General features: G+C 65.0%; 17 protein-coding genes. 1 reads left to right on the forward strand and 16 read right to left on the reverse strand.

What is annotated here, in order from left to right; translation table 11 throughout:
- The first annotated feature begins 289 nt into the window (after positions 1–289).
- Complete coding sequence (locus tag CH275_RS28705; protein ID WP_094681462.1) at positions 290–1,252, forward strand: hypothetical protein; 963 nt, start codon at positions 290–292, stop codon at positions 1,250–1,252.
- Between the two features lie 149 nt (positions 1,253–1,401).
- Here CH275_RS28705 and CH275_RS28710 read toward each other — a convergent pair whose 3' ends face one another.
- The 16 genes from CH275_RS28710 to cobM form a co-directional block, all read right to left on the reverse strand.
- A complete protein-coding gene (locus CH275_RS28710; RefSeq protein WP_094681463.1) occupies positions 1,402–2,946 on the reverse strand; it encodes an acyl-CoA carboxylase subunit beta in 1,545 nt (514 codons plus the stop codon).
- 3 nt (positions 2,947–2,949) lie between these two features.
- Positions 2,950–8,052, reverse strand: coding sequence for a polyketide synthase Pks13 (pks13, locus tag CH275_RS28715; protein WP_094681464.1), 5,103 nt, complete (start codon positions 8,050–8,052; stop codon positions 2,950–2,952).
- Between the two features lie 44 nt (positions 8,053–8,096).
- Positions 8,097–9,995 carry a long-chain-fatty-acid--AMP ligase FadD32 gene (fadD32, locus tag CH275_RS28720; RefSeq protein WP_094681465.1) on the reverse strand — a complete coding sequence of 633 codons (1,899 nt, stop codon included), beginning with the start codon at positions 9,993–9,995 and terminating at the stop codon, positions 8,097–8,099.
- Positions 9,996–10,176: 181 nt separating this feature from the next.
- Positions 10,177–11,175 carry an LLM class F420-dependent oxidoreductase gene (locus CH275_RS28725; RefSeq protein ID WP_094681466.1) on the reverse strand — a complete coding sequence of 333 codons (999 nt, stop codon included), beginning with the start codon at positions 11,173–11,175 and terminating at the stop codon, positions 10,177–10,179.
- A gap of 227 nt (positions 11,176–11,402) precedes the next feature.
- Positions 11,403–12,359: a cutinase family protein gene (locus CH275_RS28730; RefSeq protein WP_094681467.1), complete on the reverse strand. Its 957-nt coding sequence runs from the start codon at positions 12,357–12,359 to the stop codon at positions 11,403–11,405.
- A 26-nt stretch (positions 12,360–12,385) separates the two neighbouring features.
- Complete coding sequence (locus CH275_RS28735) at positions 12,386–12,931, reverse strand: DUF732 domain-containing protein (protein WP_094681468.1); 546 nt, start codon at positions 12,929–12,931, stop codon at positions 12,386–12,388.
- Positions 12,932–13,028: 97 nt separating this feature from the next.
- Positions 13,029–14,930, reverse strand: a complete 1,902-nt coding sequence (locus CH275_RS28740; RefSeq protein WP_179276395.1) for an alpha/beta hydrolase-fold protein — start codon at positions 14,928–14,930, stop codon at positions 13,029–13,031.
- Between the two features lie 220 nt (positions 14,931–15,150).
- Positions 15,151–16,164 (reverse strand): alpha/beta hydrolase, encoded by a 1,014-nt coding sequence (locus CH275_RS28745; RefSeq protein ID WP_094681469.1) that lies wholly within the window; start codon positions 16,162–16,164, stop codon positions 15,151–15,153.
- A gap of 331 nt (positions 16,165–16,495) precedes the next feature.
- On the reverse strand, positions 16,496–17,506 hold the full coding sequence (locus CH275_RS28750; protein ID WP_179276396.1) for an alpha/beta hydrolase: 1,011 nt from the start codon (positions 17,504–17,506) through the stop codon (positions 16,496–16,498).
- A 219-nt stretch (positions 17,507–17,725) separates the two neighbouring features.
- A complete protein-coding gene (zomB, locus tag CH275_RS28755) occupies positions 17,726–19,591 on the reverse strand; it encodes a flagellar motor control protein ZomB (protein WP_373453756.1) in 1,866 nt (621 codons plus the stop codon).
- Complete coding sequence (locus tag CH275_RS28760) at positions 19,569–20,474, reverse strand: decaprenyl-phosphate phosphoribosyltransferase (protein ID WP_094681470.1); 906 nt, start codon at positions 20,472–20,474, stop codon at positions 19,569–19,571. The genes zomB and CH275_RS28760 overlap by 23 nt, the downstream gene beginning before the upstream one ends.
- Positions 20,471–21,007 (reverse strand): phosphatase PAP2 family protein, encoded by a 537-nt coding sequence (locus tag CH275_RS28765; protein WP_094681471.1) that lies wholly within the window; start codon positions 21,005–21,007, stop codon positions 20,471–20,473. The genes CH275_RS28760 and CH275_RS28765 overlap by 4 nt, the downstream gene beginning before the upstream one ends.
- Positions 20,985–22,892, reverse strand: a complete 1,908-nt coding sequence (locus CH275_RS28770) for a glycosyltransferase (RefSeq protein WP_094681472.1) — start codon at positions 22,890–22,892, stop codon at positions 20,985–20,987. The genes CH275_RS28765 and CH275_RS28770 overlap by 23 nt, the downstream gene beginning before the upstream one ends.
- On the reverse strand, positions 22,889–24,118 hold the full coding sequence (glf, locus tag CH275_RS28775) for a UDP-galactopyranose mutase (RefSeq protein ID WP_094681473.1): 1,230 nt from the start codon (positions 24,116–24,118) through the stop codon (positions 22,889–22,891). Before glf ends, CH275_RS28770 begins: the two co-directional genes overlap by 4 nt.
- Before the next feature lie 67 nt (positions 24,119–24,185).
- On the reverse strand, positions 24,186–24,935 hold the full coding sequence (gene cobF, locus CH275_RS28780) for a precorrin-6A synthase (deacetylating) (RefSeq protein WP_179276397.1): 750 nt from the start codon (positions 24,933–24,935) through the stop codon (positions 24,186–24,188).
- On the reverse strand, positions 24,932–25,675 hold the full coding sequence (gene cobM / locus CH275_RS28785; protein ID WP_094681475.1) for a precorrin-4 C(11)-methyltransferase: 744 nt from the start codon (positions 25,673–25,675) through the stop codon (positions 24,932–24,934). The genes cobF and cobM overlap by 4 nt, the downstream gene beginning before the upstream one ends.
- Between the last annotated feature and the right edge of the window lie 2 nt (positions 25,676–25,677).

A 25,677-nucleotide genomic window follows, 5' to 3' on the forward strand; every position in this document is an offset into this window, starting at 1 on the left:
CTCGACCGTGCAAGGGTCCATTCACGTTTCGGCCTGTTGTGGGTCAATGGACCTTGGCATACGTCTGAGCGCGACAATGGTCCATTCACCTTCCGGTGGGGCAGGGACCGCGGACGCCATCGCGCCATCCGACTCCATCGGCCGGCCCTATCATCCGACTCCGACAGCGTCGTCCGGCTCACGACCGGCCTCAACCAATCCATTCACAGCCTGGTCGGCTATCCACAGACAACCCGCGACAGCGCCTGAACGCGACAAACGTGTCGGTGCCGAATTTCACTCTTCGGGCATGAAAAGACGACTGTGGAATGCGGGTTCATTGTTCGACCTGAGCTCGACTGGCGTCGTGACGCGCAGGCAGCTTCGCGAGGCGGGCGTGAGTGACGCAGCGATCGACGGCAGGTGCGCGGCCGGCGGTCCGTGGCAGCGGTTGCTACCGGGAGTCGTACTGCTGCGCAACGGCCATCCGTCGACGCTCGAGCGGTCAGCCGCGGCGCTCGCATACGGCGGACCGAAGAGCATGATCACCGGCTGCGTCGGACTCGATTCGTTCGGATACGGCGCCAACGGATCCGCCGGGGAGACTCATCTACTGCTACCCGCGGAGATGCGTCGGGCATCGGTGTCTTTCGTCCGAGCAGAGCGGACGTGGCGGCTTCCCGAGCCGATCACCAAGGGCAGCATCCGAGTTGCTCCTCTGGTGCGTTCATTGGTCGACGCCACACGGGCCGCGAAATCCGAGGCGCGATGCGTCGCCCTGCTGACCGAGGTGCTCCAAAGAGGCGGCGCATCCATCAACGAGATAGCCGTCGAATTGGCCGAAGGGCCGCGTCGCTACAGCGCCCTCACCCGCCGAGTGCTCCGCGAGTTGCGGGACAACGCGCACTCGGTGGCGGAACTCGAGGACCAGCGACTCTACCGAACCAGCGGGCTGCCTGCGATGACACACAACTGCGACATTTACGCCCGGAGCGGCGAGTTCATCGCCAACACCGACGGGTGGATCGACGCCGTGGCACTGGCACGAGAAATCGATTCCGTAGCCCATCACTTGTCACCAGCCGACTACCAGCGGACACAGGCCCGACGCAACCGAATGCAGGCCCACGGACTGATCGTCGTATCCCATTCACCGCAAGACATCCGCGATCGGCCGAACCAGGTGCTCGAAGAATTACGGATGAACTATCAGCACGCTCTAGCCAGACCTCGACCGGATGTGGTGATGGTTCCGCGCGAGTCGACCGCGTGAATGGACCATCGAACACGTCTGACCGGTGCAGTGGTCCATTGACACAGCCGCGGCTGATGCGTGAATGGACCATTGCATACGTCTGACCGGTGCAGTGGTCCATTGACGCGAACGGGAGCGAAGCGACCGGACCGGACCGAGACCGAGAACTAGATCGGGAGCAACGAGTGCTTACGCGGACTCTTGATCACTTCTTTGTCCCTGAGTATGTGCAGGGCCTTGCGGATTTCGAGACGCGTGCTCGACGGCTCGATGACGGCGTCGATGTACCCGCGCTCGGCCGCGATCCACGGGGTTGCGACATGCTCGTTGTAGAAGTTGATCAGCTGCTTGCGCAGGGCCGGTGCATTTTCGCCTGCTTCGGCAAGTTGCTTGCGACTCATGATGTTGATGGCACCCTCGGCACCCATGACGGCGATGCGGGCGGTCGGCCAGGCGAGGTTGATGTCGGATCCGAGCTGCTTCGAGCCCATCACCGCGTATCCGCCGCCGTACGACTTACGGATCACCACAGTCAGTTTCGGCACCGTCGCTTCGACGAACGAGAAGATGAAACGGCCACCGCGATGGATGACGCCGAGGGTTTCCTGGTCCACGCCGGGCAGGAATCCGGGTGTGTCGACGAGGAAGATGATCGGAATGTTGTAGGCATCGCTGAGACGAATGAATCGGGCAGCCTTGTCGGCTGCTTTGGCGTCGAGTGCTCCGGACAGGTGCATCGGCTGATTGCCGACGATTCCCACCGGCCGACCGTCGACGCGAGCGAAGCCGGTGATCACGTTCGGTGCCGTCTGCCCCGAGAGTTCGTGGAATTCACCGTCGTCGAAGATCCGCATGATGATGTCGCGCATGTCGTAGCCGGCATTGTCGGCGTCTGGCATGAACGAGTCGAGCTTGCGATCGGAGTCGGTGATCTCGGGCTCGAGTCCCGGATTGATCACCGGCGACTCTTCCTGGCAGCTCGACGGCATGTAGCTCAGATAGTTTCGGATCCAGTCGAACGCGGCCTTCTCGTCCGCAGCCACGTGGTGCACGTTGCCGTTGATCGCCTGCACCCTCGCACTACCGAGGTCGTCGAGGCTGACATCCTCGCCGGTCACGGACTTGATGATGTCCGGACCGGTGACGAACATGTACGCCTCTTCGGTGGCGACGACGATGTCGGTGTTGATGGGCGCGTACACCGCACCACCGGCGCACTTGCCGAGGATCAACGAGATCTGTGGGCACAGGCCGGACAGCGCCTCGTGGCGTCTACCCAGTTCGGCGTACCACGCGAGAGAGGTGACGGCGTCCTGCACGCGAGCTCCACCGGAGTCGTTGATGCCGACGACCGGGCAGCCCATCTTGATCGCGAAGTCCATGATGCCTGCGACCTTGCGGCCGAACATCTCGCCGACGGTTCCGCCGAACACCGTCTGATCGTGCGAGAACACCGCGATCGGACGGCCGTCGACGGTTCCGTGGCCGGTGACGACGCCGTCGCTGTAGAGAGCACCGGGATCGTTGGGGGCCTTCACCAGTGCGCCGATCTCGACGAAGCTACCGGGATCGAGCAACGAGTTGACGCGATCTCGGGCACTGGGGATGCCCTTCTTCGCACGTTTCGCTATCCCGATCTCGCCGGCCGGTTCCTTGGCCAGTTCGAGCCTCGCCCGTAGTTCGGCCAGCTTCTCCGCAGTGGTGCCACTCAAGATCTACGCTCCGGTTCTTGCAGACTCGATGTTCTCGAGCGTCTTCGACAAATGGGCCGCAATTTTTCCAATGTACGGCTCGTCGACGACCGCGAGGTGATCGCCTCCGACGTAGACGATCTCGAGGTCCTTCACCACCGGCCCCCATCCACCGTGCTCTTCGCGGGTGGCGTACGCAGGCTCGAGAGCGATCGCGTCGTCGTGGTACTTGTCGGCCAGATACAGCGTCACGTGCCCGCCGTACTCCTTGAGTTCGGCAGTTTGGATCGCACGATTGTCGAGCCACGACGTGCGCTGATGCTCGATGATGCCGCCGGGAATCTTCGCGCCGCTGAGCTTGACCAGATCGGTGATGATGCGGATCTGGCCCTCGTCGTCGGCATCGACCAACTTGTCGTAGGGAATCGGGTAGTCGACGTTGTACGTCTTCTTCGCGAACTCCGCGTACCGCTCCCAACGCTTGCGGACTTCGTCCTTGGTATCGGGAATCTTGGTGCCGGGCATGACGGTGTCGAGCAGCCCCACGTAGGCGACCTCGATACCCTCTTCCTCCATCTGACGCGCCACCTCGTAGGCGAGGATGCCGCCGAGTGACCAACCGACGAACACGTACGGTCCTTCGGGCTGAATTGCCTTGATCAACGGCACGTACTCCGCGGCTCGCACGGCGATCGGGCCTTCGACACGCTCGAGGCCGTACATCGGCGTGCCTGCAGGCAGCTTCCGCAGCAACGGCTCGTAGGCGACGGTGGAGCTACCGGCCGAGTGGAATGCGAACACCGGTGTGGCGCTGGAACCTTCGGGGCGGGCGCGGAGATTGCGCACGACACCGTCGATCTCACCGTCTTCGAGATGCGGGCGAACCTTGTCTGCGAGCTGCTCGATGGTTTCCGAGTCGAGAACGTCGTCGAAGGTGATCTCGCCGCCTGCCCGCTCGGTCAAGCGGGCAGCCAACTTCTCGGCCGTCTCGTCGTCGAGGATCGGCAGGGTGTTGAAGATGCCCTTGGCCGATTCCTTCGTCACCACTGCCCACGTTGCGAACGTCATCCGCTCGGCGTTGTCGCGCGGCGGGACGTCCGAACCGGCGGCTTCGGCGAACGCTTCCTTGCCACCGAGGTCGGTCTGCGCCGTGGCTGCAACAGCCGGGGCAGCCTTCTCGTCGGGAGCAGCCTTCTCGACCGGTGCAGCCTCGGCAGGAGCACCGTCCTCGGCAACGGGAGCAGGCTCGACCGAAGCCGGTGCAACAGCAGCCTGCTCCGCCGCCTTCTCCGCTGCCTGCTGGTCGGCCAGAGCCTGCACCTCGTCGCGATTCTCGATCGCGTAGCGCAGGTACTTCTCCACCTCACGCAGGTTCGCGTCGCGCACGGCCTGCAATTGCACTGTGGGAATGTCGAATTCGTATTCCACGCGGTTCTTGATGCGGACGGCGCTGAGCGAATCCAGACCGAGCTCGATCAGCGGAACCTCGGGCGGGAGGTCCTCGGGCGCGTAGCCCATGGACTCCGCGACGATGATCGCCAATCGGTCTTCGAGCTTCTGATTGCCGTTGGGATCCCAGCGATCACCGAACGTCTCGACGACCTCCGGCAGCTCTTCCATCGGCGACGACGAGCGCTGCTCGACGGCCACAACAGGTTCCGGCCGTGCGTCACCGGAGGTGACCACTGCCTCGTGCAGCAGGGTGAATGCCGAGCCCTCGTGCGCGTGCACCTGCACCGAGGCCCCACCGAGGTGCGAGGTCAGTGTGGTCACGACCGTGCCCACCTTCGGCACTGCAGCGTGGGAGACCGAAACACCCAGTGCCACATCGGAGAACACCTGCGACGCCGCGGCCGTGACGAGTGCATCGAACCCGGTGACGGCAGAGGCCTGCACTTCCCAGACGTGACGGCCGTCGGGCAGCGCGACGCGTGCGCCGGGCACCCGGGTGTTGCCGCTGGAGCTGACCTGCGAGTTGAGCCAGAACTCCTTGCGCAGATACGCAGTTCGCGGGATGTCGGCGTACGAGCCGGACTCGAACAGCGTTGCCAACTCGAGCGCGTGTCCGTGGACGTACAACTGCGCCAGCGCGGCCAGGAAGGTCTCGGACTCGTCTTCCTTGCGCTTGAGTGTCGGGATCAGAGTCGAGTCGGCGACACCTGCAGCCCATGCGGTCGCTGCCACCGACATCAGTGCAACGGGGTTCGGCGCGAGCTCGATGAACGTCGTATGCCCATCTCCCACAGCGACATTGACGGCCTGCGTGAACCAGACCGGATGACGCATTCCCTTGGTCCAGTAGTCGACGCCATGGATCGCCGCATGTCCGACGCGATAGTGCGCCTCACGATCGACCGACGAGTAGACCCCGGCGGTGAGCTTGCCCGGTTCGATTCCGGCGAGTTCGGCGGCCAGCTCACCGAGCAGTACGTCGACTGCCGCGGTGTGGCCGGCTCCCTTGACGTCGAGCAGGCGGGCCATCTTGCCTGCGGCCTCGGCCATCTCGACGAGTGCCTCGACCTCGGCGCGCGGTCCGCCGACGGTGGTGTGCGTCGGCGCGGCGTAGACGCACGGCTCGACGTGCGGGAACTGGTCGGTGAGGGTCTTGACCTCGTCCGGGGTGTACTCGACGAGCGCCATGGCACCCTGCGACGCTGCTCCGAGGCCGTCCTGGCCCTCGGCCAGCAGCCGCGAGCGGGCGTAGATGATGCGCACCGCATCTTCGAGGTTCAGGCCACCGGCGACGTAAGCGGCCGCAACCTCACCCATCGAGTGTCCGATGACGGCCGCAGGCTCGGCGCCGTGCGCGCGAAGTGTTGCGGCCAAGGCGATCTGGATGACGAAGATCGCGACCTGGGAGTTCTCGAACTCGTAGGTCTGCGAGTCGTCGAGGATGATCTCTCGGATGGAGTAGCCGGCCTCGTCGACCAGCAGCTCGTCGACCTTGTCGACCTCGGCGGCGAACACCGGGTTGGTTCGGTAGAGCCGCGATGCCATCTTGCGGTGCTGCGAACCGAATCCGGAGAACACCCACACTGCACCGTTGGACGCGGGCGAGTCCGCGGAGAACACCCCTGGACCCGGCTTGCCTGCGGCGATGGCGCGCAATCCGGCGATGGCCTCTGCGGTGGTGGACGCGAGAACCACTGCGCGCGAACGGCCGTGGTTGCGGCGAGCCAACGTGCGGCCGACGTCGACGAGAGGCGTCGTGCTGCCTTTTTCGGTCTCGAGCCAATCGGCCAACTCTGCTGCAGCTCGCTTGCGGCGCGACGGCAGAGCTGCGGACACTGCGAGAATGACTGTCTCCGAAGCAGTTTCGGCATCGGAGAGAATGGACTCGGCCTCGGCAACCGGATCCGTGGTCTCGACCTCCGACACGACAGGCTCGGGTTCGGGCTCGGCCACGATCGGCAGTTCCTCACCGGCCACATCGGTGACACCCTCGACGAGAGCGGCCTCGGGATCCACGGCCGTAGCGTCGAACGCGCCGTCGGTCTCACCCGGGACGTACTCGCGCACGACGACGTGTGCGTTGGTGCCGCCGAAGCCGAAGCCGGAGACGCCCGCGACGGCCTTGCCGGTGTAGCGCGGCCAGTCGGTGGCCTCCGGGATGACCTTCAGGTGCGCCTTGTCGAAGTCGATGTACGGGTTGGGGCCCACGTAGTTCAGCGAGGCGGGCAGCTTGTTCGCCTGCATCGCGAGCACGACTTTGATCAATCCTGCTGCGCCTGCGGCAGATTCGAGGTGCCCGAAGTTGGTCTTCGCCGATCCCAGCAATGCCGGCTTGTCGGCGTCGCGGCCTCGACCCACCACGCGACCGAGTGCATCGGCCTCGATGGGATCGCCCAGGATGGTTCCGGTGCCGTGGGCTTCGATGTAGTCCACGCCCGACGGGTTGATGCCGGCGTCGCGATAGGCGAAGCGCAGGGCGTCGGCCTGCGCGTCCGGGTTCGGTGCCAGCAGACCGTTCGAGCGGCCGTCCTGATTGATCGCAGATCCGGCGATGACGGCAAGCACCTGATCGCCGTCACGCTCTGCATCTTCGAGTCGCTTGAGGACGACGAGTCCGCCACCCTCGGAGCGGATCATGCCGTTGGCGTCGGAGGAGAACGCCTTGATCTTGCCGTCGGGCGCAAGCACACCGGTCTGGCCGAATCCGACGGTGATCGGCGGCGCGAGCAGCATGTTGACGCCGCCCGCCACGGCCAGATCGGATTCGCCGGTACGCAGGCTGCGCACCGCCTGGTGCACGGCGACGAGCGAGGACGAGCAGGCGGTGTCGACGGCGATCGACGGTCCGCGGAAGTCGTAGAAGTACGACACCCGGTTGGCGACGATGGCCGTCGAAGTGCCGGTGAGCGCGTACGGGTGCACGGCCGGATCACTGACGGCGATGAGCTGGTAGTCGTTGGACGAGCTACCGATGAAGACGCCCACCTGGCTGCCCTTGACCGAGCTGGCCGGAATGTGGGCGTGCTCGAGCGCTTCCCACGTCAGTTCCAGTGCGAGCCGCTGCTGCGGATCGACGTTGACGACCTCGTTGGGCGACATCGCGAAGAACTCGGCATCGAAGGTCTTCACGTCGTCGAGGTAACCGCCCTTGGTGACCGTCGCGGCCACCGCGGCCGCGATGACGGGGTCGGAGGTGAATTCCTGCCAGCGGCCGTCGGGCAGATCGGTGATGCCGTCGCGGCCCTCGATGAGCAGCGACCACATCTGTTCCGGAGTGTGTCCGGTGCCGGGGAAGCGAGACGAGAGGCCGACGATCGCGACGTCGTGGGCGTCGCCCGACTGCCCGCCGCTGGTGTAGAACGCGTCGTCGACGGTGCCGACCGGCTCCTCGGGTTCACCCTCGATGATGATCTTGGCGAGCGAGGCGATGGTGGGGTGCTGATAGACGACGGTGGCGGTCAACGTGACCCCCACCAGCTCCTCGATCTCGCCGCTGAGCGCGACGGCATCGCGAGAGGACAGACCGAACTCCTCCATCGGCCGGTCGTCGGAGATGGCCGACGCCGGTTGACCGGTCGCGTCGGCAACCCAGTTGCGCAGCCAATCACGAAGCTGCGCAACGGTGAGGTCGCCGCCTCCGACCTGCTCGATTTTGTCTGTCTCTAGTTCAGCCATTACTCACCAAGTTGTGTCGGAGGAAAACGGAGGGTGCGCGTTCGTCAGTCGGGCAGTTCGGCGTCGGGGAAGGCCGTCTGCTGGTAGCCGCCACGGAGCGTGCCCTCGATGTAGGCGGCCTTGCAGGCGCGCCGGGCGATCTTGCCGCTGGAGGTACGCGGGATGGAACCGGCAGGCACGAGGAGAACGTCGCGGACCGTGACGCCGTGTCGCGCGGACACCGCGGCACGTACCTCGTCGGCGATCGGCTGCGGGTCCGCTTTGCCGGAGCCCGGAGCGCGCTCGGCGACGATGACGAGCTGCTCGGAGCTGTCGTCCGAGTCCTTCGTCAGAGCCGCACCACTGAACTCGAACACGATGTCGGGGAGCTGGTTGAGCGGCACGGCGAACGCCGCGACGAAGCCCGGCCGCAGCGCCTTGCTGGCTTCCTGTGCCGAGAACTCGAGGTCCTGCGGGTAGTGATTGCGGCCGTCGACGATCACGAGGTCCTTGACGCGACCGGTGATGTAGAGCTCGCCGTCGTGATAGACACCGAAGTCGCCGGTGCGCATCCAGTTGCCACCCTCGGGAGCACCGTCTGCGTGCGAGCCCTCGGGAACCCGGTGAACGAGCTTGTTGTGGAAGGTTTCGGTGGTCTCGGTCTCGCGACCCCAGTAGCCCTGACCGATGTTCTCGCCGTGCAACCAGATCTCTCCGACGTGCTCGTCGGGAACCTCGGTGGCGGTCTCGGAATCGACGATGGCTGCCCACTGGCTGCGGGCGACCGTTCCGGTGGACACCTGCGGGATGGCACCGGGCGCATCGGGGGCGACCACGACGAAGTTGCCCGCGTTGAGCTCGACGCGGTCGACGTAGACCACCTTGGCCTCGTCGGCGTGCTTGCTCGTCGAGACGAACAACGTGGCCTCGGCCATGCCGTAGGACGGCTTGATGGCGGACTTCGGCAGACCGTAGGGGCCGAACGCCTCGTTGAACTTCTTCATCGACGACGTCGTGACGGGCTCGCTGCCGTTGATCAGGCCGATGACGTTCGACAGATCCAGGCTCTCGCCGTTCTTCGGCAGTCCACGCTGGGCGGCGTGCTCGAACGCGAAGTTCGGTGCCGCCGCGAACGTGCCTGCGCCGTCGGAGACCGCAGCGAGCTCCTTGATCCAGCGCCACGGCCGCTGCACGAATGCGCGCGGGCTCATGATGGTGATGTATTTGCCACCGAGCGCCGGGAGGATGACGGTGAGCAGGCCCATGTCGTGGAACATCGGCAGCCAGGTGACGCCGCGGGAGTCGTGGTTGATCTCCATGCTGTCGACCATCTGCAGTGCGTTGACGCCGACTGCGCGGTGGGTGATCTCGACGCCTGCCGGAGTTCGCGTCGAGCCCGACGTGTACTGCAGGTATGCGATGTCGTCCAGCGTTGCCGTCGGCTCGACCCAGGTTTCGCCGACGCTGTCCGGAACGGCGTCGACGGCGATGATCCGGGGGCGCTCCGCGGCGGGCAGCGCTCGGAAGAACGCGCGCACGCCCGCGGCCGAGTTACCTGCGGTGAGGATCGCGCTGGGCTTGCAGTCGCCGAGGACGGCATGCAGGCGGTCGGTGTGGCCCGGCTCGTCGGGATCGAACAGCGGTACTGCGATGGTGCCCGCATAGATCGCGCCGAAAAAAGCGACGACGTACTCGAGCCCCTGCGGGGCCAGGATCGCGACACGGTCACCGGGCTGGGTGACCTGCTGCAGGCGAGCCGCGACGGCCTTGAGGCGAGTACCGAACTCGGCCCAGGTCAACTCGTGGGCTTCGCCGTCGCGCTCCCGCGAGTAGTCGACGAACCGGTACGCGAGCGTGTCGGCGTTCTCCTCTACGTTCACCTCGACATGGCGGACGAGCGTTTGCCCTTCGCCGATGGTGATGTGGCCGTTCTCATCGATGAAATCATCGAAATTGTGGCTCATTACTTCAATCTCCTCCGACACGAATCCGCTGCCGTCCAGCCTGCGTGAACTTGGCCCGCACGCCCTGACTGCACGAGTGCAGACACCGAACAGCGTTTGATGTTACTGATTAGTAGCTCTAGCGGTGTCGGTTTGGCACCTGGCCTCGTGGCCAGCTACATGGTACCGACACACACCTGTGTCACTCGCCTTTCAGCAAGTCGACGACCGGTGCGAATGCTTCCATTTGAGTAGGGAAAACCCCGACATAGGACATCGTGGTCCGCGCGCGAACGTTACGGATCTGATCGGCGATCTCGTCGTACGTCCCGAATGCGAGGTACGGGGACGACAGAATGTCCTCGACGGTCAGCTTTACGTCGACGTCCACGTTCGGCGGGTAGCCGTTGTCCAGAGCCGCAAGCGCCATCTCCGCCATCTGTTCCCGATCGTCGGTCACGACGATGGTGGTGATCGCCCAGTTCAGTTCGATGTCGTCGAACCGGTCGCCTGCGGCCGCACGAATCAGCTCGACGCGCTCGAGGGTCTTCTCGATGGTCATGCCCGACAGCAGCAACTTGCCTTCCTTCGAGGTGCTCGGCACCACGGAGATGATGTCCGCGTGCTTGGCCGCCAACGCGAGCATCCTCGGTCCGCCGCCACCGATGCAGATCGGCGGACGCGGTCCCTGCCGCGGCCGAGGACTGCCCTTGAGCCCGGTGATCGTGTAGTGCTTGCCCTCGAAGTTGCACTCCTGACCGCGCAACAGCACGTCGAGAATCTCGAGGGTCTCCTCCAGCTTCTCGATCCGCACGCCCGGACGGTCGTACGTGATGCCTGCCTTGTCGTACTCCTCGCGCATCCACCCTGCACCGAGACCGAGCTCGAGCCGTCCACCCGAGAGCACGTCGATCGTCGCCGCGTCCTTGGCCAGCACCGCAGGGTGGCGGAAGCCGTTCGCCAGCACTGCGGTGCCGAGCCGGATCTTGTCGGTGGCGACGGCAAGTGCGCCGAGCGCTGCAATAGGACCGACCTGATTACCCAGGTGATCGGGAATCATGAAGCTGTCGTAACCCAGTTCCTCGGCCTGTTGCGCCAGCTTGATGAATTTCCGAGCCCCGCCCTCCTCGGCGTTTCCCTCTCCGCCCGCAGCGAATCGGAATTTGCGCGGCCCGGCGGTCGCGGCCTCGGCGGAACTCATCTAATGCTCTCCTCGGGGGTCTTCGAACGTGCGGCGGTCTGAAAGCAGCTGGTCGGTAGGGCGCTGGACGCAGGCGGCCGAAGCAGATCTGCGCAGGTCCAAGGCGTCACTCTAGCCGCTCACCGGAACGGATCACACCGGCTGGGGGTTGCCGGGCTCAGGTTTGTGCGCGGCAATAGCTCGCGACACGCCGCGTTGTGATGTGTCCGTTATAAACCGACAGGTACTCACGAATGAGCGGGTGTCGGGGCATTCTCGATCAGCCCGGCAGCCCACGCCGCCGTCCACTGCGTGGCCGTCGTGCCGGAGCCGTCGACGACGAAACTGTTGTACGACGCGTGCACGGGATTGCCCGCAGCACCGATCAGAATTTGGATGCTCTGCGGAATGTTGCGCAGCGACAATCCATCCGACGGAGAGGAACAGATCAAGTCCCCGGGTGCGCAGATCTGATTGGTCCGGTCGTCGAGCGCACCGAACCCGCCGTCCCGACGCCCCGTCATGGTAATTCCGGGCAGGTCGAGTCCGCCGAGCGCTACCTCTGCACCGACGCCGTCGAGCGGAGCCGGAATGTCGGTACCGGACACCCCGTCGCGGCGACCGTCGGCGATGAGAGTGACCCCGAGAACGCGATCGGCGGAGATGGGCCCGTTGCCCGCGCCGATGTCGGACGCGATGTCGCCGGAGATCACAGCGCCCTGAGAGAAGCCGGTGAGGACGAAGTTGGTGAGCGGGCACCGTGCGCTCACATCGATCATCTTCTGAACAGCAACAGCTTTACCCTCGGTGCGGCTGTTGTTGTAGGACTGCTGACCGTCCGGCGGCAGAGCAATCGGATTCGAGAACTGGGCGACGTACGGCACGGTGAATACGTCTGCGCGCGATCCGGGGAACTGCTCCTGCAGCGGACGCGTGACGTTGAGCATCAGCGACAGCGGGTTGGCCGTCGGGTTGTACGGATCGTCGGTGGCCGAGGACTCCCAGGTGCCGGGAATGGCGATGACCTGAACGTCGGGGCAGTCGGCCGGCTGGGCCGTCGGCTCCTCCGGTCCGGGCGGGGGCACGGGCGTGCCCGGACCCGTGGGTAGCCGTCCGGCGAGCAGGTACCAGAGAGCGACGATGATCAGACCGACGATCACCGCAACGGCGATCACCGGGAGGATTCTGCGCTTACGCTTGGCCATCGGCGTGGGTCTCCATCAACCTGGATCTACGGCCTGCAGTACGTCGCCTGAGCGGCGGTGATGTACGTCTGGGCCGTTTGCTGGGCCTGCGTTTCGTTGATCTGCGTTCCGGACGCGCTCGCCTCGACGCCGACATTGGCGGTGACGTAGGTCGAGATCTCGTCGGCAGCAACACCCTGCGCCTGTGCGGCACAGATGTAATTGGCCGTCGACACCGCGATGTCGCCGTTGCCCGCCGGGGTGACGCCCTGCTTCTTCAACTCGTCGAGGAAGCTCTGCCCGCGGTCGTCGATCTGGCTCTCCGTCGGACCGGGAAAGTCGTCCGGGACCGGCTGCGGCTGCTCCGGCGGCGCAGTGGCCGCCTCACCCGGGCTCGTGGTCGGTGCAGCGGTGGTGCTCTCGGCCGCCGACGTCGTCGAACTCGCCTCGGTTGTCGTCTCGGCGGCCGAGGTCGTGCTCGTCGGAGCACCAGTGGCTGTCGAGTCGTCACTTCCGCAGGCCACCAGCATCGAGCTCGTCGCCACGGCCAACACACCGAGAGACAGAGTTCTGGCCAGAGAGTTACGCGTCATCGATCGAAATCCTTCGGTCGTGGGGTTCGAGGCGACAGTACAGCCACGCTCTGAGAGAACTCTGAAAGCCGTGATCGGCTGCCGAAGCCCCTCGAGGTCACGGCGCGATCGTAGCCACGCCGTCCTTGACGGTGATGATGCCGAACTGGAAGTTCTGTTGCTTACCGCCACCGTCGATGTCGAACTGATCGCTGGTGGGGTAGCCCAGTCGACCGCCCTCGTAGCCGACCGATCCCCATGCGTCGAAGATCGGACCGTACGGGGTGGACCAGGCACCGCTGAGCGGGCTCCAGTAGATGTTGCCCGTCTCGAACTGGTTGAAGCGTCCGCCGTCCCGGATCGGGCCGAGTTCGTTGGACTTCGGGAACCCGAGAGCGCCACTCTCCCAACCCAATTCACCGTACTTGCCGAGAATCATGCCTTGCACCGAGTGCACTCCGGCATCGGGCGAGGTGTAGATGGCACCGATCTCGAAGCCCTGTACCGAACCGGGCTTGTTCGGTGTCACGACCTCGTCGAGCACCGGGTAACCCAGGGGCCCGCCCTCGTAACCCTGAGCGGCCCATTCGTCGAGCACGGCTCCCTTGACCACGTGCGCACCGGTCTGCGGCGTGAAGTAGATCATGCCGTTCTGGAAGGCATTGAACCGTCCGCGACCGTCGGGGGTACCGATCTCGCCGGTCTTCGGGAAGCCGAGCGCACCCTCGGGGCCCTTGTTGCCCTGATAGATGCCGCCGATGGCACCGGCGACCACCTGCGCGCCGGTATCGGGGGTGAAGAAGACGCGACCGAAGGTGAAGTCCTGAGCACGCCCACCGGCAACGTTGTATTCCGCGGTCAGGCACGGGCCGAGCCACGAGTTGGCACCGCTCGCATTACCGATCAGTCCGGCGACACTGCAGGCGGGCTTGTCCACCTCGACGCCGAGGGCGGTGGCCAGCTGCGGCCACAGCTGATGCAACTCGAACTGCCAGTACGGCCACGAGTGCGTACCCGACGGCCGGTAGTTGACCTGAGCGGGAATGCCGAGCTGATTGAGCTTGGTGGCGAACGTCTGCGAGGTCAATCGCGACAGGATCTCCAGACCCATGCCTGCATAGTTGGTGCTCACGCCCGGGATGCCGGACGGCTGATCGTACGGACCGGTCGAGCCGTTGCCGCTGGAGACGTAGAGGCTGACGCCCTCGAGCTTGTCGGCCAGCATGTACGGATCGTGCTGGGCCCACAGCGAATTCGACGGTGGTCCCCACATGGCGCTGGAGTTGAACCCGCCGGCGTCGGTCATCGCGTACTGGATGGCCTGCGGCATGCCGAGCGAGGTGGTGCTCAGGATGCCCGAGAGCGAGCCGGCGAACTTGAAGAAGCCGGGATTGCGAGCGGCCAGGAACATCGCGGACGTGCCGCCCATCGACAGTCCGACGACTCCGCGGGTGTCGGTGCTGCGCCAGTCCTTCTGCAGAATTGGCGGGAGTTCCTTGGTCAGGAACGTCTCCCACTGGTAGTTCTTTCCGTTGTCCTGATCGACCCAGTCGGAGTAGAAGCTGGACTGGCCGCCGACGGGGAGGACCACGTTGACGTTCTTGTCGGCGAAGTACGACTCGGCATCGGTCTCGGCCGTCCAGCCGTTCTCCTGGTCGGTCGCACGTAGTCCGTCGAGCATGTACACCTGCGGGAACGTCGCCTGCGGGTTGATGTTCCAGTCACGTGCGAGCAGCAGCTGAACCTGGATGGGCGTGCCCATCGACGGAGACTGGATCCACAGTGCGACGCGGCGATCGGAGAGCCAGTCCACCGAGGTCACCGTGGCACCGGAGGTCTGGGTGTAGGCGGGCCCGGTCTGGGCAATCGGAGCCGTCCGAGCACTCGGAGCGGCGGCGGCCACCGTTGTCGTCGCGAAGGGAATCATCAGCGCGGATGCGACGGCCAATGCTGCTGCCGCTCGCCCGGCCCGTGTGCCGGCCGATGTAGTCCGACCGAACCGAACAAGCCCAGTACGCATGATGATGACTCTCTTTCGACGTGAACTCTCGAAGGTCTCGTGAGGAGACATGCTTCGTATGTCTTTCTACACGTGCCGGGTGGCGACGAACAGCAGACGCGCTGTGACTGATGGTGCGATTGTGAACAGAGGTGTGGGTTCGATCCCGCCGAAACCGAAAAATGCCGCCCTGCGTGTGTGCGCAGGGCGGCATTCTCCGAGCATCGACTACCGGTCGAGATCAGGCGTTGAGAGCATCCAGGATCTGGGTGCGAGCCTTCCACAGCTCGGCTCCCCAGTACGGCCAGGCATGGATGCCGTTCGACGGGAAGCTGTACGTGGCCGGAATGCCGAGAGTGTTCATCCGGATCTGGAATGCACGGGTGTTGGCGAGCGACAGGGCTTCTAGAGCCATGCCGTTGGCCGTGTTGTAGAAATCGATCGGCGCGGCGGGATGGTCGAACTCGCCGGGCAGACCGCTGGCTGCCGAGATGTACAGGGACAAGCCCTTCAGCCTCGGTGCGAAGACGAACGGGTCGTTGCGCAACCACGCCGGGTTCCACGGCGGTCCCCACATGGAGTCGACGTTGAAGCGTCCGGCGTCGAGCATCGCAACGCGGATCGCCTCGCGCATACCGGGCGCGGAGATGTTGAGGTAGCCCGAGAGCGAGCCGGCGAACTTGAACTGATCGCGGTGGTACGCCGCGAGCGTCAGGGCCGCGGAACCACCCATGGACAGTCCGAGGACACCGTTGTTGCTGCGCGAGACACCGTAGTTCTCGAGGAACGCCGGCAGCTCCTGCGTCAGGAACGTCTCCCACTTGTAGGTGACTTCCTGGCCGTTGAAGTTCGACGAGGTGTACCAGTCGCTGTAGAAGCTGGACTGACCGCCGACGGGCATGACCAGAGTCACGTCGTCGTTGGCGAACTGATCCTGCGCGTTGGTCTCGAACGTCCACGCGTTGCGATCGTCACGGGCACGCAGACCGTCGAGCAAGTAGAGAGCGGCATTTCCGCCGCGGGCCGCCCACTGGACCTGAACCTTGATGGGACCCATCTCGGACGGGACGATCAGGTCTTCACGGCCTCCGGCCGGCGTCTGGTGCACGACGGGCACCGGTGCCGCGACGGCGGTGGCCCCACCGATGACACCGGCCGCGATGGGTAGTACGAGTGCTGCAGCGCCGACGCCGAGCAGGCGCTGACGCCAGCGTGACGAGGCCCTCGGTGTGCTGCTGAGGCCGGCAAATCGCATGAATCGTGCTCTCTCTCATCTACGCGGTCTCCGCCTTCGTAGCGGCCCCCGGCAATCGAACAGGGCTTTCCTGGTGGCCCCGTGAGGCCGGGTCAAGCTGGAAATCCTGGAAAGGCTGTGGTTCTGCTGAGAACAGGAGAACCGCTCGATGGAGGTTATTCCATCGAGCGGTTCCAAGGCAAAACTGTGATCAGCGTCGCAGTTTCATCTAGCCGTTTCCCCGAAACAGGAGACTATCCTGCCCCGTCCCCGCTGAACAGTCCCAAAAAGTCGTGAGTTGTCACTATGGGCCGAAAAACGGGCGAAACGACCGAAATGTGCTGTGACCGGGTCAGTTGCCGATGTTGGCGCTGAGGTCCGGAGCCATGACGCGAATCTGCTCGCCCCAGTAGCCCCACTGGTGGGTACCGACGGCGGGGAACGCGTAGGTGACGTTGTTGGCACCGATACTCGCCATGCGGATCTGGAAGGCACGACTGTTCGCCAACGCGATCGCTTCGAGGCCCATGCCGTTGGCGGTGTTGTAGTAGTCGATGAAGCTCTGCGGGCGATCGAGTCCGCCGGGCAGACCACTACCTGCGAAGACCCACACTCGCGTTCCGTTGTCGCGCAGTCGAGGCGCGAAGACGAACGGATCGTTGCGCAGCCATGCCGGATCCCATGGGGGTCCCCACATGGCGTCGATGTTGTAGCGACCGGAGTCGAGCAGCGCCAGACGCATCGCCTCGCGCATACCGGGAGCCGAGATGTTCAGGTACCCGGACAGCGAGCCCGCGTAGCTGAACTGGTCCGGGTGGTAGGCAGCGAGCGTCAGAGCGGCCGAGCCACCCATCGAGATACCGATGACACCGTTGCGGTTGGGGTTGAAGCCCCAGTTGGCGCGCAGGTTCTCGCGCAGGTTCTGCGTCAGGAAGGTTTCCCACTTGTAGGTGGTCTTCTGCCCGTTGAAGTTCGAGGGTGCGTACCAGTCGGAGTAGAAGCTCGACTGTCCGCCGACCGGCTCGACGACGTTGATGTTCCAGGAGGCCAACACGGCACCGGCGTCGGTCTCGTGCTCCCAGCCGGAAATGTCGGTGGTGGCCCGCAACCCGTCGAGGAGGTAGACGACGCGGTTGGTGTTACCGTCCGCAGCGCGCCAGACACGGCTCTTGATCGGGCCCATGCTCGAGTCGGTCCAGACGTCGATGGCGTTGCCGTCGAAGGCCGCGTTGGCAGTTGCGCCACCGCCCGCTACAGCCAATCCCAGTGGCAGGACCACCGCCATCAGCATGGACGTTGCGGCGCGGCGTCCCCATGACCCCGCTCGCTTGTCCTCTGACCGGCTCTTCCATCTACCCAGCATGCACTCGACCTCTCAGCTGCTTCGTCATCACATCGGTTACGCAATCGACGATCGATCTCGCAAGTTCATCATGTCTGTCGCCCGACCGCACAGGCCGGGCGCATACACATCCTCCGCACATATCGCGCGAAGTACGACCCCCGTTACATGATCGAGATAGCTCATCTTGGCGTCGAGACCATTTCGGCGCAACCCGGTGACTCTTTCGTGTTCCGACGTCTAATTATGGGCTTTCAATATCGGAGCCGGAAGATCACATCGCTGTATTTCGTACGTCGGCACTCGGTCGAATCGATATCCGGCGTAGAAGAACGAGCGTTTGAGATTCCGGACGAACAATTGTTTCGTCAACGGTGCTCGATACGACGCCAGCAATTCCTCGGTATCGGGGCAGGTCAGCGCCACCTGAGCTTCGGTGACCCAGTCCTCGTCCATGTACCAGGGGAGGTACGGGTGGATCGCGACGAGTCCGAGGTCGGCCACCACCCAATCCGGATACAGGTTCTTGTCGTGCCCGATCCGGCCGTTCTCGAGCCGCTCGGTGTGCGACGCCAACGGGTACGCCAGTCCCATTTGGTCGATGACCCGCACGTCGAGGCCGACGTTCATGCTGGTCATTCCGAGGTTGAGGAAGTACACGGTGTGACCGAACCCACCCTCGGGGATGGGTAGCGGTGGTGGAACGACGTCCCAGTAGGTGAACTGCGCCGACGGCAGCAGCAGGCCGCCGTCGGGGGTGTCCTCGATCGCCTCGACCATCGCGCGCATCCGCGGATAGTCGAGATAGTCCGACGCCAGAATCGGATGGGCGTGCCCGGTGTTGAGTGAATAGAAGGCTCGCTCGTCGACGATGCCGTTCCGGCCGACGATGGTGCCCTGCGGCATCCCCGTCGTATTCGCAGCCACGACGGCCCACACCACGATGCCACCCCAGACGAGAACATCGGTGACGAATATCGCGGTCGCCCGGTCTGCAGACCAGCGTTTCGGTAGGGCGACAGGCAGCACCGAAATCGGCAACAACAGCGTGAACAACGCGGGCAACAACGTTCTTCCGTGCATGAAATCGCCGCCGACGCGAATGGCGTAGACGGCCAGCACGAATCCACTGACCAATGCGAACGCGACGACGGCAGTGGGCGTCCGCAGTGCTGCGAGCCAGCCGCCGAGCGACCGTGGCACGGACGCCCGGATCCGCGACATGGACAGAACTGCTCCGACGACGAGAAGCACCAGCGGCAACCACAGCAGGTAGGGCCCCACCAGGTTGGACAGGTACGCGAACCCCTGGGACCACTTGGCTCCGCCTGCATCCTTCGATACCGCGGTGTTGGGGTACGGCAGCCCGTAGTACCCCATACGCCAGACCTGATAGAGGACCGGAACTGCGCCGGCGACAGCGAACACGCGCACCCTGGACAGCCAGCTCTGCGGAGCCAGGAAGATCATCGCCAGCGCAAAGACGGCCACGATGGACAGTTCCGGGCGTACCAGCGGGCCGAGACCGGCGAAGAAAGCCAGCAAGAGCAGTTCGACGCCACCACTACGGCGTTGGCCCCAGCGCACCATCAGCAACCACAGCGTCGCCAACCAGAAGATGACCAGGCAGGTCTCGAGCCCGGACGTCGCGAAGTCGCGGGCAGGGGGAACGGCGATGTAGACCAGAACGCCGGCGGGGAGGAACAGGGTCCGCGATGCAGTGCGACCGCGCAGGGAGAACGTACCGATCATCGCGATGACGACGGCAGCGGTGGACAGTACGAGCGCGATCGTCAGGACGACGTACTCCAACCGTCCCTCGCTCAACCAACTGCCCGCGTACACGAGGTAGGTCCAGATGGTGCTGGTGTTGGTCTCGACTCGCTCGCCTGCATTGAACACCGGGCCGTTGCCGGCCAACAGGTTGCGAACGGTACGCAGCACGATCAAACCGTCGTCGGCGATCCAGCGACGCTCCCACGCACCCCAGAGGAACAGAGCTCCGGTGACCACGGCCCCGACCCAGAAGACGGGCCTGGTGATCGATATGCGGGCGGAGTTCTCTTCCTCCGTGTCTCGCTGGTCAGGCGAGGTAGACAGCGACACCAACCACTCCGATCCACGCTATGGCGAGTAGCTGCAGAACCCTGTCTCCCAACGCGATCTCTTCGGGTTCGCCTGCCTCGCCGCCATCGACATCCACTGCGTATCGCAGGATTGCGATGGTAAACGGAATCATCGAGATCGCGAACCAGTTGGAGTCCGTTTCGGCGTCCTGTTGGAACGCCCAGAGGCCGTAACAGATGACGACGGCCGTCGCCGACAGCGTCCAGACGAAACGGAGGTAGGTGGTGGTGTAGTTCTCGAGGGACTTGCGGATCTTGGCACCGGTGCGTTCGGCGAGCTGCAGTTCCGCGTAGCGCTTACCGGCCGCCATGAACAGCGATCCGAACGCCATGATGAGTAGGAACCATTGCGAGAGCGGAATCGATGCGGCCACCCCACCGGCGATGGCACGCAGCAGGAAACCCGACGACACGATGCAGATGTCCAGCACGGCCTGATGCTTGAGGCCGAAGCAGTACGCGAGCTGAATCGCGATGTAGACGCCGATGACCAGCGCCAGCTTCCAGTTCGCCAGGAACGACAGGCCGATGGCGAGCCCGAGGGACACCACCGCCATCGCGTAGGCGATCTTGACGGGCAGGACTCCGGCGGCGATGGGGCGGAACCGCTTGGTGGGGTGTGCGCGGTCGGCTTCTACATCCATCGCGTCGTTGACGAGGTAGACACCGGACGCGGCGAAGCAGAACACGACGAACGCGAGCCCGACGGACAGGAGCACGTCGGGATCGGTGACCGAGCCCGCGGCCAACGGCGCGGCAAGCACCAGAACGTTCTTGACCCACTGACGCGGACGAAGCGCCTTGACGATGCCGTCCGCCAGGTTCTTCGGCGGTGCGCCTACGGGTGCGGCATCCTCGCTCATTTGTCTCCTTCGAACTTCACGACGGCTGCAGCCGTCAACGCGCCGAGTGCCGATCCGGCCAGCACGTCGGTGGGGTAGTGGACTCCGAGCACCAAACGCGAGAGCAGCATGGGTGGGACGAGGACCGCCGGTAACGGTAGCCCGGTCACCCGGCCGAGGAGAACCGCGGCGGCTGTGGTGGATGTCGCATGCGAGGACGGGAAGCTCAGTTTGCTGGGCGTCGAAACGTTGATGCGCACGGCCGGGTCGTGTGGACGCGGCCTCCGCACGATGCGCTTGATGACGATCGACGCGGCATGTGAGCCGACGGCTCCGACGCCCACCGACGCCCACTGACGTCGACGCGGCGCGTCCAGTGCCGCACCGATGCCCGCGATCGCCACCCAGCCGAGCGCGTGTTCGCCGAAGTGCGACATGCCACGCGCGACGGCGATGGCTCCGGGGGCACTGCCCACGGTGCTCTGCACCTTCTCGAGGATCCGAACCTCGGTCGGCGCCTCGGACTGGCCTTTACGCCTGGTAACGAAAGACACGTTCCCACGTTTCCTTACTGGTCAGGTGCGGCACGGCATCGCGGTACCGAGCTTTGAGTGCGGGGAATTCGGCTGCCAGCTGCTTGCGCAACGACAGTGCTTCCTTGAGCAACGCCGCGGCCTGCGCGCGGTCGCGCTTGCGGTAGACGACGCCTCGGCCGTCCGCGGTGGTGACGGTGACGCCGTCCACCTGGGAGAGCAGGAACCAGCGCGCATCGAGGGTCGGCACGTTGAGCTGTGGACGCTCGTGGTGCTGCTCGTGCGCGGGCTTGACGTTGTGCAACAAACCCTTTGCCAGTCGACGGACCTTGGAGATCGGGTTGGTCGGGTTGCCGACAGCTCCCACTTCCTCGCCGGATGCGAGCGGTAGCTCGGTCGAACTGCCGACCACGACGGCGTCGGGAAATTCCTTGCGTAGCGCGTGCACGGTCGGCAGTGCGGTGGGCAGGATCTCGAGGATGTGCTCGGGACCGGCGAGGAAATCGCGGATGGCGAGGTTCTGGATCGCAACGGTCGAGTATTCGAGGCACAGCAGATGCTTGACCGTGGCCTTGATCGTGTCGAGCACCAGGCCCTTGCCGTCGCCCGGCATGTGCAGCGATGCGACCACGAGGCGGTTGCGCAGATGGAAGTACGCCTGCCAGTCGATGGCGTCGTCCTTGTCGCTCCACGCCATGTGCCAGATGGCCGCACCCGGCAGTGTGACCGTCGGGTAGCCGGCATCGCGTGCACGCAGGCCGTATTCGGCATCGTCCCACTTGATGAAAAGGGGCAGCGGTTGCCCGAGTTCCTCGGCGACGACGCGCGGAATCATGCACATCCACCAGCCGTTGTAGTCGACGTCGATTCGCCGGTGCAGCAGCTTGCTGGTGCGCAGCGGATCCTCGGAGAAGTCGTGGTCGTATTCCACGTTCTGCGCGCCGGTCCACATGAAGTTGCTGCGATCGATCACTTCACCCATGACGTGCAGGTGGCTGCGCGCCTGCAGGTTGAGCATCTGGCCACCGACGAGCGTGGGGACCTTGGCGAATCGCGACATGGCCAGCGCGCGCAGGATCGAGTCGGGCTCGATCTCGATGTCGTCGTCCATGAACAGGATGTGCTGGCAGGCAGTGTTGTTCAGCGCCTCGTACATGATGCGGCTGTATCCGCCGGACCCACCGAGGTTGGCTTGGTCGTGGATGGCGAGGCGGCCACCGAGAGCCGCTGCGGCCTCGTCGAATCCGGGCTCGTCCTTGGCCTTGCGGGTGCCCTGGTCCGGCATGATGACGGCCTGGATCACGTCGAGCACGAGCGGGTCCGAGCCAAGGGCGACAAGGGCTTTGACGGCGTCGGTCGGACGGTTGAATGTGGGGATGCCGACGGCGACGGTCGCCTCACCGGGAGCCTCGATCGGCGCGTACCAGCCCGCGCTCTCGAGAACCACCTCGGAATCGGAGGTGATGTCGAACCAGATCCAGCCGCCGTCCTCGAACGGACCGAGGTCGATCAGAAACTCCTGCGCCGCATCGCCGTCGACGGCTTCGCGGCCCTCGACGTGGATGCGCGACGCGTCGGCCTTGGACCGGTAGACGTCGATTCGGCAGTGGCCGGAGACCTCGACGCGCAGCACCACGGACTTCAGGATGCTGTAGCGCCGCCAGTAGCTGGCCGGGAACGCATTGAAGTAGGTACAGAACGACACCTCGGACTCGGAGCCGATCGTGACCGAGGTCCGCGAGAGCGAGTGCGCGCGTTTGGCATTGGTGAGCGCTTCTTCGAGGTACAGCGTGCGCACGTCGAGCGGCTCGCCCGAGCGGGGCAGCAGTACTCGTTGCAGCAGTGATCTGCCGAGCACCGGGGCCACGTCGGCCACACCGTCGGCAAGGAGGTGCTTGGCGCTCACTTGTCGCCCGCCAGGGGTGCGCCGGTCTCGAAGTGCGGGGCCAGCGTGTTGTCGTACATGTTCAGTGCGCTGGCGATGGCCATGTGCATGTCCAGGTACTGGTACGTCCCGAGGCGTCCACCGAAAAGCACTCCGCTGGAAGCAGCTTCGGCCTTGGCGCGGGCCCGGTAGGACTCGAGCTTGCTCCGGTCGTCGGGAGTGTTGATCGGGTAGTACGGCTCGTCGCCGCTCTTCGCGAAGCGGGAGAACTCGCGCATGATGACCGTCTTGTCGGTCGGGTACTCGCGCTCGGGGTGGAAGTGCCGGAACTCGTGGATACGAATGAACGGCACGTCGCCGTCGTTGTAGTTCATCACCGGTGTGCCCTGGAAGTCGCCGGTCGGCAGCACCTCGGTCTCGAAGTCGATTGTGCGCCAACCCAATTCGCCCTCAGAGTAGTCGAAGTAGCGATCCAGCGGGCCGGTGTACACGATCGGGGCGTTCGGGCTCTCGGCCACGATCTGCTCCCGCACGTCGAACCAGTCCGTGTTCAGCCGGACCTCGATCTTCTCGTCGGCGGCCATCTTCTCCAGCCACGCGGTGTAGCCGTCGACCGGCAGTCCCTCGTAGGTGTCGTTGAAGTAGCGGTTGTCGAACGTGTACCGCACCGGCAATCGGGTGATGTTGCCCGCGGGCAGATTCTTCGGATCGGTCTGCCACTGCTTGGCGGTGTAGTCCTTGATGAACGCCTCGTACAGCGGACGCCCGATCAGAGAGATCGCCTTCTCCTCGAAGTTCTGCGCGTCCTTGGAGTCGAACTCGTTGGACTGCTCTTCGATGAGAGCCCGCGCCTCGGCCGGCGAGAAGTACTTGCCGAAGAACTGCGAGATGAGGCCGAGGCCCATCGGGAACTGATACGACTGGCCCTTGTGCAGAGCGAAGACACGGTGCTGGTAGCTCGTGAAGTCGGTGAACTGGTTGACGTAATCCCAGACCCGCTTGTTCGAGGTGTGGAACAGATGCGCGCCGTACTTGTGGATCTCGATACCCGTCTCGGGCTCGGCCTCGGAGTACGCGTTGCCACCCAGGTGATGCCGACGATCGAGCACGAGAACACGCTTGCCCAGCTGGGACGCCGCCCGTTCGGCCACGGTCAGTCCGAAGAACCCGGATCCGACGACGATCAAGTCGTATCGGCCGGTCGCGGAGGCGTCGGAAGAGGTGGTCTCGGAGCTCACAGCAGTCACGGGCAACCAGGGTATCCGACGATCGTGACCGCTCTACCCCACCAGGCGTCCGTCAGCGGGCCCGGTGTCATTCGGTCGGACGTCGGAGCAGGTAGGTGTCCATCACCCAGCCATGGGCCGCTTTGACCTCCTCACGGGCGCGGCGGATGTCGGCGAGCACCTCGTCGAGCGGCCCCGCCACCAGCTTCTCGTCCGCCGTGCCGAGGTTGGCACCCCAGTGGATGCCCCACCCCGCGCCGGTCAGCGCGCTGCACGACAGGTTGCCGTCGAGCATCACCACGAGGTTGTCCAGCCCGGCCGCGACGTCGCCCGCCAAGTTCCTGCCGGTGGTGATGACGATCGGTCCGCCGATGCGGTTGAGAACGAGCCGGTGACTCGCGGCCAGCATCGACACGCTCGAGATGCCGGGTGTGACATCGAACTCGATGTCGCCGCGTATCGCTGCCAACCGCTCGACGACGCGGATCGTGCTGTCGTAGAGCGCGGGGTCTCCCCAGACCAGGAATCCGACGACGGTGCCCTCGGCGAGACCGTCGAGCACGTCGGCGTACGCGCGGGCGCGGGCGTCGTGCCAGTCGAGGACGGCGGTCTCGTACTGCCGGGGTGCACGATCACGCGGGGGGTCGGGTACCTCGATCACCCGGTAACTGCCGCCGTGGTGACTCTCGAGGATCTCCTGCCTGGCAGCCCCCAGATCGCCCACCGACGCACCCTTGTCGGCCACGACGAACACGTCCACGGCCCGGAGCTTCTCGATGGCCTGCACGGTCACCTGGTCCGGATGTCCGCCGCCGATGCCGATCAGATGGATCTTCACGAGCGGTCCCGGCACGCGTCGTACAGATGCGATTCGGCGACGACGCGTCGAGCCAGGGCGGGTCCCACCAGAATCACCGCGGCCTGACGCAGACCCGCGGCCTCCACCTGATCTGCGATGTCTGCCAACGTGCCACGCAGGATCAGCTCGTCCGGCTTGCTGGCGTGAAAAACGACGGTGGCAGGGCACTCCGGACCGTAGAACTCGGCGAGTTCGTCGGCGATGATGCGGGTGCGGGTGATCGCCAGGTGCAGCGCCAGCGTCGAGCGGGTGGCGGCGAAGTTCTTCAGCTCCTCGGTGTCGGGCATCGCCGTCGAGCGGGCCTGCGCGCGGGTGAGCACCACCGACTGCGTCACCTCGGGGACCGTCAGCTCCACGCCCAGCGAGGCGGCAGCGGCCGCGTAGGCCGGCACTCCGGGGGTGACATCCCAGGGCACGCCTGCGGAGTCGAGTCGGGCGGACTGTTCCGCCAGCGCGGAGTAGAGGGACGGATCGCCAGAACACAGGCGGGCGACGTCCTCCCCGCGCTCGTGGGCGGCGACGAGTTCGGCGGTGATGGCGTCGAGGTCGAGCTTCGCGGTGTCGACCAGGCGGGTACCGGCCGGGCAGTGTTCGAGGATCGCGTCGTCGATGTAGGTGCCTGCGTACACGCACACCGGGCTCGAGCGCAGGAACTCGACGGCTCGCAGCGTGAGCAGGTCTGCTGCACCTGGTCCGGCTCCGATGAAGTGCACAGTCACAG

Source organism: Rhodococcus sp. 06-235-1A (assembly GCF_002258785.1).
Classification (GTDB): Bacteria; Actinomycetota; Actinomycetes; order Mycobacteriales; family Mycobacteriaceae; genus Rhodococcoides.